The organism is Streptomyces griseus (assembly GCF_001715295.1).
GTDB lineage: Bacteria > Actinomycetota > Actinomycetes > Streptomycetales > Streptomycetaceae > Streptomyces > Streptomyces griseus_G.
The window spans coordinates 2,038,469-2,052,881 of record NZ_MDKB01000002.1 but is presented as its reverse complement, the minus strand read 5'-3'; the positions used below and the strand labels follow the sequence as shown (position 1 = coordinate 2,052,881).

Here is a 14,413-nt window from a genome sequence, read left to right as displayed (position 1 = left end):
CTGTCATGCGCGCCAGTCGAGCGGCACCTGCCTGGCCCGGTCCCAGGGGCGTTCCCAGCCCGCGTAGTGCAGGAGGCGGTCGATCAGGCCGGCCGTGAAGCCCCAGACGAGTGCGGATTCGACCAGGAATGCCGGGCCTCGGTGGCCGCTCGGGTGGACGGCCGTCGCCCGGTTGGCCGGGTCCGTGAGATCCGCCACGGGGACGGTGAAGACCCGCGCGGTCTCGGCAGGATCGACCACACCCACCGGGCTGGGTACCCGCCACCATCCGAGGACGGGCGTGACGACGAAGCTGCTCACCGGGATGTAGAGCCGGGGCAGCACGCCGAAGAGCTGGACGCCCGCCGGGTCCAGACCGGTCTCCTCCTCGGCCTCCCGCAGCGCCGCCCTGAGCGGCCCGGTGGTCCCGGGGTCGCCGTCCTCCGGGTCCAGGGAACCTCCGGGGAAGGACGGCTGACCCGCGTGCGAGCGCAAGGTGCCCGAGCGCTCCATCAGCAGCAGCTCCGGGCCGCGCTCGCCCTGTCCGAAGAGGATCAGGACGGCCGACTGCCGGCCCGCACCGCTCTCCGGCGGCAGGAAGCGGCTGAGCTGCTGGGCGCGGACGTGCCGCATGGCCTGCGCCACCGGGTCGAGCCAGTCCGGCAGCCCCTCGGTGGTGACGGCGACCGCGCTGTCCTGCGGCGCGTCCCTGTCCGCGGCGGCCGTCTCCCGCGCGGTTCTCGTGCGCTGTGCGTGCGTCATGGGCACCCCCTCAGCTCTGAACGCCTACCGTCGGCCATTTCGTTCCGGATGGCGCCGCACGGCACCCCTACGGGAACACTCCTCACCCGGCCCCCAGGGGCGGGGCAGGCCTGCCCGGGTAGTCCGGGGGCGGGCTGAGGCGCTGGCCCGGATAGCCGCCCAGCTCGTACTTCAGGAGCTTCCTGGCCTTCTCCGGGTCCGTCTCCCCCTCGCCGTAGGAGGGGCAGAGCGGGGCGATCGGGCAGGCTCCGCACGCGGGCTTGCGGGAGTGGCACACGCGTCGGCCGTGGAAGACGACGCGGTGGGACAGCATCGTCCATTCGCTCTTGGGGAAGATCGCGGCCACCTCGGCCTCGACCTTCTCCGGGTCCTCCTGATCGGTCCATCTCCAGCGGCGGACCAGCCGTCCGAAGTGGGTGTCCACCGTGATGCCGGGCACGCCGAACGCGTTGCCGAGGACGACGTTCGCCGTCTTGCGGCCGACACCGGGCAGCGTCACCAGATCTTTGAGCCGGCCCGGGACCTCGCCGCCGAAGTCGTCCCTGAGGGAGGCCGAGAGGCCCATCAGGGACCGGGCCTTGGCCCGGAAGAACCCGGTGGGCCGGATGATCTCCTCCAGTTCCTCGGGCACGGCGGCCGCCATGTCCTCGGGTGTCGGATACCGGGCGAACAGGGCGGGTGTCGTCTGGTTCACCCTCAGGTCGGTGGTCTGCGCCGAGAGCACCGTGGCCACCAGGAGCTCGAACGGATTACGGAAGTCCAGTTCGGGGTGGGCGTACGGATACACGTCGGCGAGCTCGCGGTTGATCCGGCGGGCACGGCGGACCATCGCCAGGTGCGACTCGGGCTTGGCCGACTTCTTGGCCGAGGGCGCACCCGGCGGGCGTTTAGCGGCTTTCTTCCTGCTTTGCGCGGGCTGTTCACCCACAGCGGAATTCTCGTCCTCCGACACCCCATCAGCCCCCTTGGCCTGCGTTCTCACCGGCTTTCCGGACACCCGGCCAGCCTAGAGCCACCCGCCGACATCCGCCCCGGTCACCGCGTGTCCACGCCCGATCGGCCCCCTGCCGTAGGGTCCGGCACGCCCGTGCGTCAAACTGGTTTGTGATTGATCGCACTGTTTTACCGTCCGGCATCATGGGGACCACGCTTCCCTGAACAGGCCGACAAGGAGAGAACTCGTGGACGACGTTCTGCGGCGCGCCCCGCTTTTCGCGGCGCTCGATGACGAGCAGGCCGCGGAGCTCCGCGCCTCGATGAGTGAGGTGACCCTCGCACGCGGCGACGCGTTGTTCCACGAGGGTGACCCGGGCGACCGCCTCTATGTGGTGACCGAGGGCAAGGTGAAGCTCCACCGCACGTCCCCCGACGGGCGGGAGAACATGCTGGCCGTCCTCGGCCCCGGCGAGCTGATCGGGGAGCTCTCGCTCTTCGACCCGGGCCCGCGCACCGCCACCGCGACGGCGCTCACCGAGGTCAAGCTTCTCGGTCTCGGCCACGGCGACCTCCAGCCCTGGCTGAACGCACGCCCCGAGGTGGCCACGGCCCTGCTGCGCGCGGTCGCCCGCCGCCTGCGCAAGACCAACGACCAGATGTCCGACCTGGTCTTCTCCGACGTTCCGGGCCGTGTCGCCCGTGCGCTCCTGGACCTGTCGCGCCGCTTCGGCGTGCAGTCGGAGGAGGGCATCCACGTCGTGCACGACCTCACCCAGGAAGAGCTGGCCCAGCTGGTCGGCGCCTCCCGCGAGACGGTCAACAAGGCCCTCGCGGACTTCGCCGGCCGCGGCTGGCTGCGCCTGGAGGCACGGGCCGTGATCCTGCTGGACGTGGAGCGTCTGGCGAAGCGTTCCCGCTGACCCGCACCCCGCAGCCGTTCCGCGAGAGGCCCCGCCGCCCGGCGGGGCCTCTCGCGTTCCCGCACGGGGCCTGCCGCAGCCGGAGACGCATCGCTCTCACCCCTGGATCAGCCCTCGCTCGGCCAGATACTCCATCTGCGCCCGGACCGACAGCTCCGCCGCCGGCCACAGGGAACGGTCGACATCCGCGTACACCGCCGCCACCACCTCCGCCGGCGTGCGGAACCCGTCCTCCACCGCCGTCTCGACCTGGGCCAGCCGGTGGGCCCGGTGGGCCAGGTAGAACTCCACGGCGCCCTGTGCGTCCTCCAGCACCGGGCCGTGGCCCGGCAGCACCGTGTGCACCCCGTCGTCGACGGTCAGCGAGCGCAGTCGGCGCAGCGTGTCCAGGTAGTCACCCAGCCGCCCGTCCGGGTGCGCCACGACCGTCGTGCCGCGTCCGAGGACCGTGTCCCCCGTCAGCACGGCGCCGTCGGCGGGGAGGTGGAAGGAGAGGGAGTCCCCGGTGTGCCCCGGGGTGGGGACCACCCGGAGCTCCAGACCGCCCGTGGTGATCACGTCACCCTCCGCCAGCCCCTCGTCGCCGAGGCGCAGGGCGGCGTCCAGGGCGCGCACCTTCGTACCGGTGAGCTCGGCAAGGCGGGCGGCGCCCTCCGCGTGGTCCGGATGGCCGTGCGTCAGCAGCGTGAGGCCGACGCGCCGCCCGGCACGCTCCGCGGTCTCGATGACGGCCCGCAGGTGACCGTCGTCGAGCGGCCCCGGGTCGATCACCACCGCGAGGCCGGAGTCCGGCTCGGCGACGATCCAGGTGTTCGTGCCGTCCAGCGTCATCGCAGAGGCATTGGGGGCCAGGACGTTGACCGCACGGGCCGTGGCGGGCCCCGAGAGGACTCCGCCGCGTGGCTGCCCCGGCAGGGCCGCGGCGTCACTCACGGTGCGCTCCCGTCCTCGCGCGCGGCCTCCCCGTGGCGGAGGCTTCCCCGGACCCGGCCGGGACGCTCTTGGTGAACTCCTCGTGGCCCGGCCAGCTCAGCACCAGCGTGTCGCCCTCCATGCGGGCCTCTGCCAGCACCGGAGCGAGGTCCTGGGCGTCCGCTGCCCGCAACGCCTCGGCGGCTGTCCCGTACGGCGTCAGCGCCCGCAGCGTGGCCACCGTCGGCGGCATCATCAGGAGCTCACCCCGGTCGTAGCGTTCGGCTGCGTCCCCGGGGCGGATCCAGACCGTCCGATCGGCCTCCGTGGAGGCGTTCCGGGTGCGCTGGCCCTCCGGGAGCGCGGCGACGAAGAACCACGTGTCGTACCTGCGCGGTTCGAACGCCGGGGTGATCCAGCGTGCCCACGCGCCCAGCAGGTCGGACCGCAGAACGAGCCCCCGGCGGTCGAGGAAGTCGGCGAAGGACAGCTCGCGCGCCACGAGGGCCTCGCGGTCGGCCTCCCAGTCGGCGCCCGTGGTGTCGCTCACGACGGTGCCGGCGGTCGGTCCCGCCAGCAGGACACCCGCCTCCTCGTACGTCTCGCGGACGGCGGCACAGACGACGGCCTGTGCCTCGGCGGCCGTACCGACACCGAGCCGCTCCGCCCAGCTCTCCAAGGAGGGTCCCGCCCAGCCCACGAGGTGATCGTCGTCGCGCGGGTCGACCCCGCCACCCGGATAGGCGTACGCACCCCCGGCAAAGGCCATGGAGGTGCGCCGTCGGAGCATGTGGACGGCAGGGCCCGGGCCGCGCTGTCCCGGGCGGCCGTCGCGCAGCAGCATCACCGTGGCCGCGCGCCGGGGGGTCACGGCCTTCAGGTCGCCGCTGGCGAGGGCCCTGATCCGGGCGGGCCATTCCGGTGGGTACCACTGACCGTTGGACATGGCCGGAGGCTATCCGGAACCGCGCCGATGTTCGAGAGGCACAAGGCCCGAGGACCGGGAGCGACCCGGTCACGCCCCACGCCCCGGGGGCCGGCCCCTGACACACGTGATCCCGCCGTCGTCGCGGGGACGGGGCGGGATCGGCGGGACGGCACGGGCCGGTCCTCCGCTCAGTCCTCGACGAGCTCTACCTGGACCTCGATCTCCACCGGGGCGTCCAGGGGAAGCACCGCGACGCCGACGGCGCTGCGGGCGTGCACGCCCTTGTCGCCCAGGACCGCGCCCAGCAGCTCGCTCGCGCCGTTGACCACGCCCGGCTGCCCCGTGAAGTCGGCGGCCGAGGCGACGAAGCCCACGACCTTCACGACCCTGGCGATCCGGTCCAGGTCACCGGCGACCGACTTCACGGCCGCCAGGGCGTTCAGCGCGCAGGTCTTCGCGAGCTCCTTGGCCTCGTCCGGCGTCACCTCGGCGCCGACCTTGCCGGTCACGGCAAGCTTGCCGTCCACCATCGGCAGCTGGCCGGAGGTGTACACGTACACCCCGGAGCGCACTGCGGGCTGGTACGAGGCCAGCGGCGGGACGACGGCCGGGAGCGTCAGGCCGAGCTCGGTGAGCTGTGCCTCGACGGCGCCCGCCACTACGCCTTCTCCCGCTTCAGGTAGGCCACGAGCTGCTCGGGGTTCGGTCCGGGCACGACCTGGACCAGCTCCCAGCCGTCCTCGCCCCAGGTGTCCAGAATCTGCTTGGTCGCGTGCACGAGAAGAGGCACTGTCGCGTATTCCCACTTGGTCATGAGCAGACTGTAATGCCTGGCACAGACGGTCCCGTGCGTAGCCTGCCTGCCGACTGGTTAGGCTCGAAGACGTGAGCAGGTTCCAGGTCGTCAGCGGCAAGGGCGGTACCGGTAAGACCACGGTCGCCGCCGCCCTCGCGCTCGCCCTCGCGACCGAGGGCAGGCGCACCCTCCTCGTCGAGGTCGAGGGCAGACAGGGCATCGCCCAGCTCTTCGAGTCGGAGGCCCTCCCGTACGAGGAACGCCGCATCGCCGTGGCCCCGGGAGGCGGGGAGGTCCACGCCCTGGCGATCGACGCCGAGCGCGCGCTCCTGGACTACCTCCAGATGTTCTACAAGCTGGGGAGCGCGGGCCGGGCGCTCAGGAAGCTCGGTGCGATCGACTTCGCCACCACCATCGCGCCCGGGGTCCGGGACGTCCTGCTGACCGGTAAGGCATGTGAGGCCGTACGCCGCAAGGACAAGCAGGGCCGGTTCGTCTACGACCACGTGATCATGGACGCGCCGCCCACCGGCCGCATCACCCGCTTCCTCAACGTGAACGACGAGGTGGCGGGGCTGGCGCGGATCGGCCCGATACACAATCAGGCGCAGGCCGTGATGCGAGTCCTGAAGTCCCCCGAGACCGCGGTCCACCTGGTGACGCTCCTGGAGGAGATGCCGGTCCAGGAGACCGCGGACGGCATCACGGAGCTGCGGGCCGCCGGACTGCCCGTGGGGCGGATCGTGGTGAACATGGTGCGCCCGCACCTCCTGGACGAGGACGCGCTGCGCTCGGCGTCGGGGGGACGGCGCAAGGAGCTCGCGAAGGTCCTGACCCGGGCCGGCGTGACCGGTTCCGCAGGACTCGTCCGCCCGCTGGTCGAACAGGCGGCCGAACACGCCCAGCGCGTGGGGCTGGAGCGGGAGCAGCGCGCGGTGCTGGCCGGCCTGGGGCTGCCCACGGCCGAGCTGCCCCTGATGGGCGAAGGGATGACCCTGGCCGCGCTGTACGAACTGGCCTCCGAGTTCCGCAAGCAGGGTGTGGGCGACGAGACGGCCGACATCGCGGGGCAGGGCCCCGGGGCGAGCGGGCGACGGGGGTCCGGAGGCGGCGGGACGGGACGAAGAGGCACCGGACACGGCGGCTCCGGACAAGAGGTGGGTTCATGACGCTGAGCACGGACATCGCACCGGGACTCGACACCGACGCCCTGCTGGACGACCGGGGGATCCGCATCGTCGTGTGCTGCGGTTCCGGCGGCGTCGGCAAGACCACGACCGCGGCGGCGCTCGGGGTACGGGCCGCCGAGCGTGGCCGCAAGGTCGTCGTCCTCACCATCGACCCGGCCCGCAGGCTCGCCCAGTCGATGGGCATCGACCAGTTGGACAACATCCCGCGCAGGGTCGAGGACATCGACGGCGCGGGGTCGGGCGAACTGCACGCCATGATGCTCGACATGAAGCGCACCTTCGACGAGACCGTCGAGGCGCACACGGACGCCGAGCGGGCCGGCGCGATCCTGGAGAACCCCTTCTACCAGTCGCTGTCGGCGGGGTTCGCCGGCACCCAGGAATACATGGCGATGGAGAAGCTCGGGCAGCTGCGGGCGCGCGACGAGTGGGACCTGATCATCGTGGACACACCGCCGTCCCGCTCCGCCCTCGACTTCCTCGACGCGCCGAAACGTCTCGGCTCCTTCCTGGACGGGAAGTTCATCCGCCTGCTGATCGCCCCGGCGAAGATCGGCGGGCGGGCCGGCATGAAGTTCCTCAACGTCGGTATGTCGATGATGACGGGGACACTCGGCAAGCTGCTCGGGGGGCAGTTCCTCCGGGACGTACAGACCTTCGTCACGGCGATGGACTCCATGTTCGGCGGATTCCGCACCCGCGCCGATGCCACGTACAAGCTGCTGCAGGCGCCGGGCACGGCATTCCTCGTGGTCGCGACGCCCGAGCGGGACGCACTGCGCGAGGCCGCGTACTTCGTGGAGCGGCTCGCCGCCGAGGAGATGCCCCTGGCCGGCCTGGTACTCAACCGGGTGCACGGCAGCGGGGCCGCGCGGCTCTCCGCGGAGCGGGCGCTGGCCGCCGCGGAAAATCTTGACGATGTCGGCATGGCGGATCAGCCGGCCGGGAATGCTGGCCTGGGCGAGCCGGTGGACGCACCGGCCACCACCTCTCCCGAGACTCCCGCGTCACCGCTCTCCCCCGAGCCGCACGGCCGCACGCCCCACACCTCCCGGCCGCAGGACCGCGCCACTCGCACGCCCGAACCGCACGACGTGCCCGAGCCGCACACCCCGTCAGCTCCACCCGTCCCGCCGACGGCGGACGGGGACGACGTCCCGCCCTGCGACGCCGTGTCCGTCGAGCAGTTGGCCGCGGGCCTGCTGCGGCTGCACGCCGAGCGGATGCAGGTCGTGGCACGCGAGCAGCGCACCCGTGACGGCTTCACCGCGCTGCATCCCGAGGTTCCGGTGGCCGAGGTGGCCGCGCTGCCCGGTGACGTGCACGACCTGTCGGGTCTCCGTGCCATCGGGGAACGGCTCGCTGCCGGTGCCGCACAAGCCGGAGCCGCGTAGGCCGTTTCCCGGCGGCCCCCTCCGCGGCACTCCCCCGCGCGGTCGGCCCGCGGCGGCGTACGCCTCGTGCGCAGGCCTGCCGGGAACGTTCGTCTCCCGCGCTCACCCCACCGCGGCGTACGTCTGGTGCAGTTCGTCGTCGTCAAGCCCCACCGCGGGCAGCATGCCCGTGGACCGCTCGTACTCACTGCGCGCGGTCTCCAGCAGCCGACGCCACGACGTGACGGTGGGCCGGCGGCGCAGCAGCGCGCGGCGTTCCCGCTCCGTCATCCCACCCCACACGCCGAACTCGACGCGATGGTCCAGCGCATCGGCCAGGCACTCGGTCCGCACCGGGCAACCGGTGCACACCGCCTTGGCCCTGTTCTGCGCTGCCCCTTGTACGAACAGTTCATCCGGATCGGTAGTGCGGCAGGCTGCCTGCGCACTCCAGTCGGTTACCCAGCCCATCCCGGCGCCGTCCTCTCCCGAATCGAGGCTCCCCCACGGCGACAGCGGCATATTCACCGCTGCCAGTTGAGGACGTTACGGAAAGTGGCGACAGCACAACACCCCCTTCGGGCCCAATCTTGAATGGTCCGAACGGACTATGCGTACGCGGCAGATCACCCAGAGGAGTGAGGGGAGGACATGCGTGATCTTCCCGAGGGAATCGGGACAGAAAACCCAAGCCGCAACGGACATTCAGTGACAAGCGAGGCGAATTCGGGAGCGCCGCGCGGGTGGCTGAATTGCTCAAGGCGTGCACGGGGGTTGATACGACTTCGGACTGCTGTGACAGTTGAGAGCAGCTTAGGCCAACGCCTGCCCGCCTGTCCGGCGAATGAGAAGGTAGCCGCCTCGCGCCGCCGCCCCCCTCGGACTCGGCATGCACCCGTGCCGACGCGGCCTCCCGGGACCCCTCTCGCGCCGGCCGTCCCGCTCTCACGCTCGTCGACGGTCCGGACGTGCCCGGATGTCACGATCCGGCACTGGAACGTCGCGAGAGGCGCCTGCTCCACCGGAACGCCCTTCCCCACGGATTAGGCTGCCCTCATGCCAAAGAAGCGCTCAGGCGGGGGTCTCACGACGACCCAGCAGGCCGCCAAGTTCCTCGGTGTCGCCGCGCTCTCCGGAGCGGTGCTGGCCGGCATCGCGTTGCCGGCCGCCGGAGCACTGGGGCTCGCAGCCAAGGGGACGGTCGAGGGATTCGACGAGATCCCGTCCAACCTGAAGACTCCACCGCTGAGCCAGCGGACCACGATCCTGGACAACGAGGGCGGCGCGCTCGCCACCGTCTATTCGCGTGACCGCACTGTCGTCCCGCTCAAGGACATCTCCCCGTACATGCAGGACGCGATCATCGCGATCGAGGACTCACGCTTCTACGAACACGGCGCGGTGGACCTCAAGGGCATCCTGCGCGCGATGAACCGGAACGTGCAGGCGGGCGGTGCCGCCCAGGGTGCCTCGACGCTCACCCAGCAGTACGTGAAGAACGTGTTCGTCGAGGAGGCGGGCGACGACCCGGACAAGGTCGCGGAGGCTACCCAGCAGACGATGGGCCGCAAGGTCCGTGAGCTGAAGTACGCCATCCAGGTCGAGGAGGAGCTCGGTAAGAAGAAGATCCTGGAGAACTACCTCAACATCACGTTCTTCGGACAGCAGGCCTACGGCATCGAAGCGGCCTCGCAGCGCTACTTCTCCAAGCACGCCAAGGACCTGAACCTCCAGGAAGCCGCGATGCTGGCCGGCCTCGTCCAGTCGCCGACCCGGTACGACCCGGTCAACGACAAGGAGGAGGCGACCAAGCGCCGCAACACCGTGCTGCAGCGCATGGCGGCCGTCGGGGACATCTCGCAGGACGAGGCCGCCAAGGCCATCGCCTCTCCGATCGAGCTGAAGGTGAAGAAGCCGAAGAACGGCTGCATCACCGCTGTCAGCGGCTCCGGATTCTTCTGCGACTACGTGCGCAAGACCATCCTCACCGACCCGGCCTTCGGCAAGACCGAGGAGGAGCGTTCCAAGCTCTGGAACCTCGGCGGCCTGACGATCAGGACGACGCTCTCCCCGCGGGCGCAGGAGGCCGCCAACGAGGCCGCCACCTCGAAGGTCAACAAGGACGACAAGGTCGCCGCCTCGGTGGTGCAGGTCGAGCCCGGCTCCGGCAAGATCCTCTCGATGGGCCAGTCCCGCCCGTACGGCCTGGACCAGAAGCAGCACGAGACGGTCCTCAACCTCGCCGTCAGCAACAAGATGGGCGGCAGCACCTTCGGCTTCCAGGTCGGTTCGACCTTCAAGCCGATCACCGCGGCCGCCGCGCTGGAAAAGGGCGTCAGCCCGGCCCAGACCTTCGACACGGAGTGGAAGACCTCCGTTCCGCTCAACACCTACCGGACCTGCGCAGGCGGCCCCGCCGGTGGCGGCGACTGGTCCGTCCAGAACGAACTGGAGAGCGAGAAGGGCTCGTTCGACATGACGAGCGCCCTCGGCAAGTCCATCAACACCTACTTCGCGATGCTGGAGCAGAAGGCCGGCCTGTGCGAGACCCTCACGATGGCCAAGAAGGTCGGCTACCAGAGGGGTAACGGCAAGCCGCTCACGGAGAACCCCTCCATCACGCTCGGCACCACGGAGAGCACCCCGCTCGCCATGGCCTCCGCGTACGCCGCCTTCGCCAACCGCGGCACGTACTGCACCCCGATCGCCATCGAGTCGATCAAGGACGCCAACGGCAAGAAGCTGAAGGTGCCCGCGTCCGACTGCTCACGCGCGATGAGCGAGACCACCGCGGACACGATCAACCAGATGCTCAAGGGCGTCGTCGAGGACGGCACCGGCACCCAGGCCGGCCTCACCGACCGCGACAACGCGGGCAAGACGGGTACGACCGAGAACCGCGTGGACGCCTGGTTCGTCGGCTACACGCCGAACCTCTCCACGGCGGTGTGGGTCGGCGCCGACATCGGCAAGAAGGTGCCGATGTACGACATCAACATCGGCGGCCAGTACTACGACAAGGTCTGTGGTGGCTGTCTGCCGGGCCCCATCTGGAAGATCGCGATGACCGGTGCGCTGAGCGCCTCGGAGACCCCGTCCTTCAATCCGATCACGGTGCCGCGTGCGAAGCCGAAGGAGGACAAGGAGCCGAACAAGGGGAAGGGCGGTGAGCACGACGGGAACGGCGGCGGCAACGAGGAGCCCGGCGGGAACCCGATCGGCGGCATCACCTTCCCGCCCGGAGTCATCGGCGGACACGGTGGCGGGCGCGGTGGGAACGGTCCCTGACCGGCCGCGGCTCACACCGGGTACCTGAGGGCCCCTGAGCCCTCAGTGCCCGAGTGACCCGCAGGGCCTCCGGGCCCGTGCGTGGACAGACGTGAAGGAGGGGCGCTCCCCGGCGGGGGCGCCCCTCCTTCACGCGTCGTACGCTTCGCCGGCCGCGTCAGCCCGCGAGCAGCTTCTTCACCGTGGCGGCCACCCGGCCACCCTCGGCGAGCCCGGCCACCTTCGGGCCGACGATCTTCATGACGGCCCCCATGGCCCGCGGCCCCTCGGCCCCGGCGGCCTTGGCCTCCGCGACGGCCTGGCCCACGATCGCGGTGAGCTCGTCGTCGGAGAGCTGCTTGGGCAGGTAGGCGTCGAGCAGCTCGCCCTCCGCCCTCTCCCGCTCGGCCTGCTCGGTCCGGCCGCCCTGCGCGAAGGCCTCGGCCGCCTCACGGCGCTTCTTCGCCTCCCGGGCGATCACCTTCTGCACCTCGTCGTCGGAGAGCTCGCGCGCGGACTTGCCGCTGACCTCTTCCTTGGTGATGGCGGTGAGGGTGAGCCGCAGGGTGGACGAGGTGAGCTCGTCACGCGCCTTCATGGCCGTGGTGAGGTCTTCCTTGAGCTTGGACTTGAGCGTGGTCATGCGGCGATTGTGACAGGTACGGGGCGTTCGCCGCCCGTCTGTTTTCGTCCCGCCGCACCTGGTCTGCGACGATGGACCCATGCGCGCACGCTACGGAGTACCCCTGAAAGTCACGGCAGTCGGCGCGGCGCTCGGCGCCGCAGGCCTCGTGTACGCGGCCGGGTTCGAGGCCCGCTCGTTCCGCCTCCGCCGGATCGCCGTTCCCGTACTCCCGCACGGGGCACGCCCGTTGCGCGTACTCCAGGTGTCCGACATCCACATGGTGAGCGGCCAGGGCAAGAAGCGGGCCTGGCTGCAGTCGCTGGCCGGTCTGCGTCCGGACTTCGTCGTGAACACCGGCGACAACCTCTCCGACCCGGAAGCCGTACCGGAGCTGCTGGACGCCCTGGGTCCACTGATGGACTTCCCCGGGGTGTACGTCTTCGGTTCCAACGACTACTACGGCCCCCAGCTCCGCAACCCGGCCCGGTACCTCCTGGAGAAGGTCCAGGGCAAGCACGGTCTGAACGGGAACGCACCGGCGGTCGGGGCCGTCCACAACCCGTGGCAGCCGATGCGGGACGCCTTCGACGAGGCGGGCTGGCTGAACCTCACCAACACCCGGGGCCGTCTCAAGGCGGACGGGTTGGAGATCGCCTTCACCGGCCTGGACGACCCCCACATCAAACGGGACCGCTACGCCGAGGTCGCCGGCGGCCCCGAGACGGGCGCCGATCTCTCCATCGGTGTGGTGCACGCGCCCTACCTGCGCACCCTGGACGCCTTCACGGCGGACGGCTACCCCCTGATCCTCGCCGGCCACACCCACGGCGGCCAGCTGTGCATCCCCTTCTACGGCGCCCTCGTCACCAACTGTGACCTGGACACGGACCGGGTGAAGGGGCTCTCCGACCACAGGGTCGGCGACAAGCGCGCGTATCTCCACGTCTCGGCGGGCTGCGGCACGAACCGCTACACTCCGGTCCGCTTCGCCTGCCCCCCGGAAGCGACACTGCTGACGCTGACGCCCCGCGACTGACGCCAACCGGCACCCGGGTGCCGGAGCCCGGAAAGCGGATTTCGCCTCCGGGCGCCGGTGGGCTAAAGTAATCGATGTCGCCGGGACAATCGGTGGACATCGGGGTGTAGCGCAGCTTGGCAGCGCGCTTCGTTCGGGACGAAGAGGTCGTGGGTTCAAATCCCGCCACCCCGACAGCTGAAGCACCAGGTCAGGGCCTGATCCACTGAGTGGATCAGGCCCTGACCTGTTTCCGGAGATCGTTCGAAAGAAGAGCCCGGCCGGGACGAGCCGGACGCGCTCGCGTTCCTGTCGACCGCAGGTCACCGGCCCCGATCCTCGTCCACCACGGCCCGCACGGCAGTGGTACCCGCGCCCCCGTGCCCGCCCGCTGCGCCGCGTGGGCCACTGCTGCCCGGCCCGCTCGGACGTATCCGTCGGACGGGGCTCCGCGGTGGCCGCCACGGACTCAGCGGTGCGGATCAGGCAGATTCTGGTCAGGCGTGTGGAGCCGGGGGACCTCGTGGGTGCGGCCGGCCGCCGCGAGCGGCCACCTGCCGGTGACGGCGGGTAGCAGCCGGTGAACGCCCTGCCCGCGCAGCACTCGGATCCGACAGGGCGCTGAGAGTCGCGGACGGCATCCTCCTCGTCGTCCTCGCGTTCCCCTCCGAGTCGCCGTCGTCCGGAACCGGGCGGTCGGGTCGGGAACAGCCGGTCCGGTCCACTCGGTTGCACCGACGGAGGAACCGGCGCCGTACGGGCGGGATCACGGGGACCGCACGGTCGTCCGTCCTGCCAGGGGCCGGCCACTGAACGGCGGTGCACCCGCCGTGCGTTCGGACCACGACGTAGTTCCGCAGGAGGACTTCTCATGACTGACCGGCCTTTGACGCTCATGGCTGTACACGCCCACCCCGACGACGAGGCCACCGGAACCGGAGGGGTCCTCGCTCGGTACGCGGCGGAAGGCGTCCGCACGGTTCTCGTCACATGTACCGACGGCGGCTGCGGTGACGGGCCGGGGGGTGTCAAGCCGGGCGATCCCGGGCACGATCCGGCGGCCGTCGCCTCGAGGCGCCGGGAAGAACTCGAGGCGAGCTGCGGCGTCCTGAAGATCAGCGATCTGGAGACGCTGGGCTACGCCGACTCCGGGATGATGGGGTGGCCGAGCAACGACGCACCGGGGTCCTTCTGGCGGACCCCCGTGGAGGAAGGCGCCGCCAGGCTCGCGGAGCTGATGCGGCACTACCGGCCCGATGTGGTCGTCACCTACGACGAGAACGGCTTCTACGGCCACCCCGACCACATCCAGGCCCACCGCATCACGATGGCGGCGCTGGAGATGACCGCGCTGACACCGAAGGTGTACTGGACGACGATGCCCCGCTCGATGATGCAGCGCTTCGGGGAGACCATGCGCGAGTTCGGGGAGGACATGCCGGAGCCGGATCCCGCCGAGGCCGCCGCGATGGCCGAGATCGGTCTCCCCGACGACGAGATCACCACATGGGTGGACACCACGGCGTTCAGTGGCCAGAAGTTCGACGCGCTGGCCGCGCACGCCAGTCAGGGCGAGAACATCTTCTTCCTCAAGATGGGCAAGGAGAGGTTCGGCGAGTTGATGGGCACGGAGACCTTCGTACGCGTCAAGGACGCCACCGGCGCGGCCGTGCCCGAGAACGATCTCTTCGCCGGCCTGCGCTGATCCGG

At 70.8% G+C, this 14,413-nt stretch carries 14 protein-coding genes and 1 tRNA gene; 7 read left to right on the top strand and 8 right to left on the bottom strand.

Annotated elements, in window-relative coordinates:
* Positions 1–3: 3 nt before the first annotated feature.
* Together BA175_RS15725 and nth are read right to left on the bottom strand one after the other, a co-directional pair.
* Positions 4–741: an NUDIX hydrolase gene (locus BA175_RS15725; RefSeq protein WP_069171886.1), complete on the bottom strand. Its 738-nt coding sequence runs from the start codon at positions 739–741 to the stop codon at positions 4–6.
* A gap of 82 nt (positions 742–823) precedes the next feature.
* Positions 824–1,669 (bottom strand): endonuclease III, encoded by an 846-nt coding sequence (gene nth / locus BA175_RS15720; protein WP_069171885.1) that lies wholly within the window; start codon positions 1,667–1,669, stop codon positions 824–826.
* Positions 1,670–1,922: 253 nt separating this feature from the next.
* Between nth and BA175_RS15715 the strand changes: the two genes are divergently transcribed.
* A complete protein-coding gene (locus BA175_RS15715) occupies positions 1,923–2,597 on the top strand; it encodes a Crp/Fnr family transcriptional regulator (RefSeq protein WP_014046869.1) in 675 nt (224 codons plus the stop codon).
* Between the two features lie 96 nt (positions 2,598–2,693).
* Here BA175_RS15715 and BA175_RS15710 read toward each other — a convergent pair whose 3' ends face one another.
* The 4 genes from BA175_RS15710 to BA175_RS30895 form a co-directional block, all read right to left on the bottom strand.
* Positions 2,694–3,530, bottom strand: a complete 837-nt coding sequence (locus BA175_RS15710; RefSeq protein WP_069171884.1) for an MBL fold metallo-hydrolase — start codon at positions 3,528–3,530, stop codon at positions 2,694–2,696.
* The gene (locus BA175_RS15705) at positions 3,523–4,455 is read right to left on the bottom strand and encodes an NUDIX hydrolase (RefSeq protein ID WP_069171883.1); all 933 of its coding nucleotides are present in this window, start codon (positions 4,453–4,455) and stop codon (positions 3,523–3,525) included. Before BA175_RS15705 ends, BA175_RS15710 begins: the two co-directional genes overlap by 8 nt.
* Positions 4,456–4,625: 170 nt before the next feature.
* Positions 4,626–5,096, bottom strand: coding sequence for a RidA family protein (locus BA175_RS15700; RefSeq protein WP_069171882.1), 471 nt, complete (start codon positions 5,094–5,096; stop codon positions 4,626–4,628).
* Complete coding sequence (locus BA175_RS30895) at positions 5,096–5,251, bottom strand: DUF4177 domain-containing protein (protein ID WP_139131402.1); 156 nt, start codon at positions 5,249–5,251, stop codon at positions 5,096–5,098. Before BA175_RS30895 ends, BA175_RS15700 begins: the two co-directional genes overlap by 1 nt.
* Positions 5,252–5,322: 71 nt before the next feature.
* Here BA175_RS30895 and BA175_RS15695 point away from each other — a divergent pair, with 71 nt between their 5' ends.
* Together BA175_RS15695 and BA175_RS15690 are read left to right on the top strand one after the other, a co-directional pair.
* Positions 5,323–6,402, top strand: a complete 1,080-nt coding sequence (locus tag BA175_RS15695; RefSeq protein ID WP_069171881.1) for an ArsA family ATPase — start codon at positions 5,323–5,325, stop codon at positions 6,400–6,402.
* Entirely contained in the window at positions 6,399–7,817 is a 1,419-nt protein-coding gene (locus tag BA175_RS15690) for an ArsA family ATPase (RefSeq protein WP_069171880.1), read from the top strand. Before BA175_RS15695 ends, BA175_RS15690 begins: the two co-directional genes overlap by 4 nt.
* Before the next feature lie 102 nt (positions 7,818–7,919).
* Here the strand turns inward: BA175_RS15690 and BA175_RS15685 are convergent, their stop codons facing one another.
* Complete coding sequence (locus BA175_RS15685; protein ID WP_069171879.1) at positions 7,920–8,267, bottom strand: WhiB family transcriptional regulator; 348 nt, start codon at positions 8,265–8,267, stop codon at positions 7,920–7,922.
* Positions 8,268–8,852: 585 nt separating this feature from the next.
* Between BA175_RS15685 and BA175_RS15680 the strand changes: the two genes are divergently transcribed.
* The gene (locus BA175_RS15680; RefSeq protein WP_069171878.1) at positions 8,853–11,084 is read left to right on the top strand and encodes a transglycosylase domain-containing protein; all 2,232 of its coding nucleotides are present in this window, start codon (positions 8,853–8,855) and stop codon (positions 11,082–11,084) included.
* A gap of 157 nt (positions 11,085–11,241) precedes the next feature.
* Here the strand turns inward: BA175_RS15680 and BA175_RS15675 are convergent, their stop codons facing one another.
* The gene (locus BA175_RS15675; RefSeq protein WP_069171877.1) at positions 11,242–11,706 is read right to left on the bottom strand and encodes a GatB/YqeY domain-containing protein; all 465 of its coding nucleotides are present in this window, start codon (positions 11,704–11,706) and stop codon (positions 11,242–11,244) included.
* Positions 11,707–11,785: 79 nt separating this feature from the next.
* Here BA175_RS15675 and BA175_RS15670 point away from each other — a divergent pair, with 79 nt between their 5' ends.
* From BA175_RS15670 to BA175_RS15660, 3 genes are all read left to right on the top strand, one after another.
* Positions 11,786–12,724: a metallophosphoesterase gene (locus tag BA175_RS15670; RefSeq protein ID WP_069171876.1), complete on the top strand. Its 939-nt coding sequence runs from the start codon at positions 11,786–11,788 to the stop codon at positions 12,722–12,724.
* 100 nt (positions 12,725–12,824) lie between these two features.
* Positions 12,825–12,898: transfer RNA gene (locus tag BA175_RS15665), tRNA-Pro, on the top strand.
* Positions 12,899–13,574: 676 nt separating this feature from the next.
* Positions 13,575–14,408, top strand: coding sequence for a PIG-L family deacetylase (locus BA175_RS15660; RefSeq protein ID WP_069171875.1), 834 nt, complete (start codon positions 13,575–13,577; stop codon positions 14,406–14,408).
* The last annotated feature ends 5 nt before the right edge of the window (positions 14,409–14,413 follow it).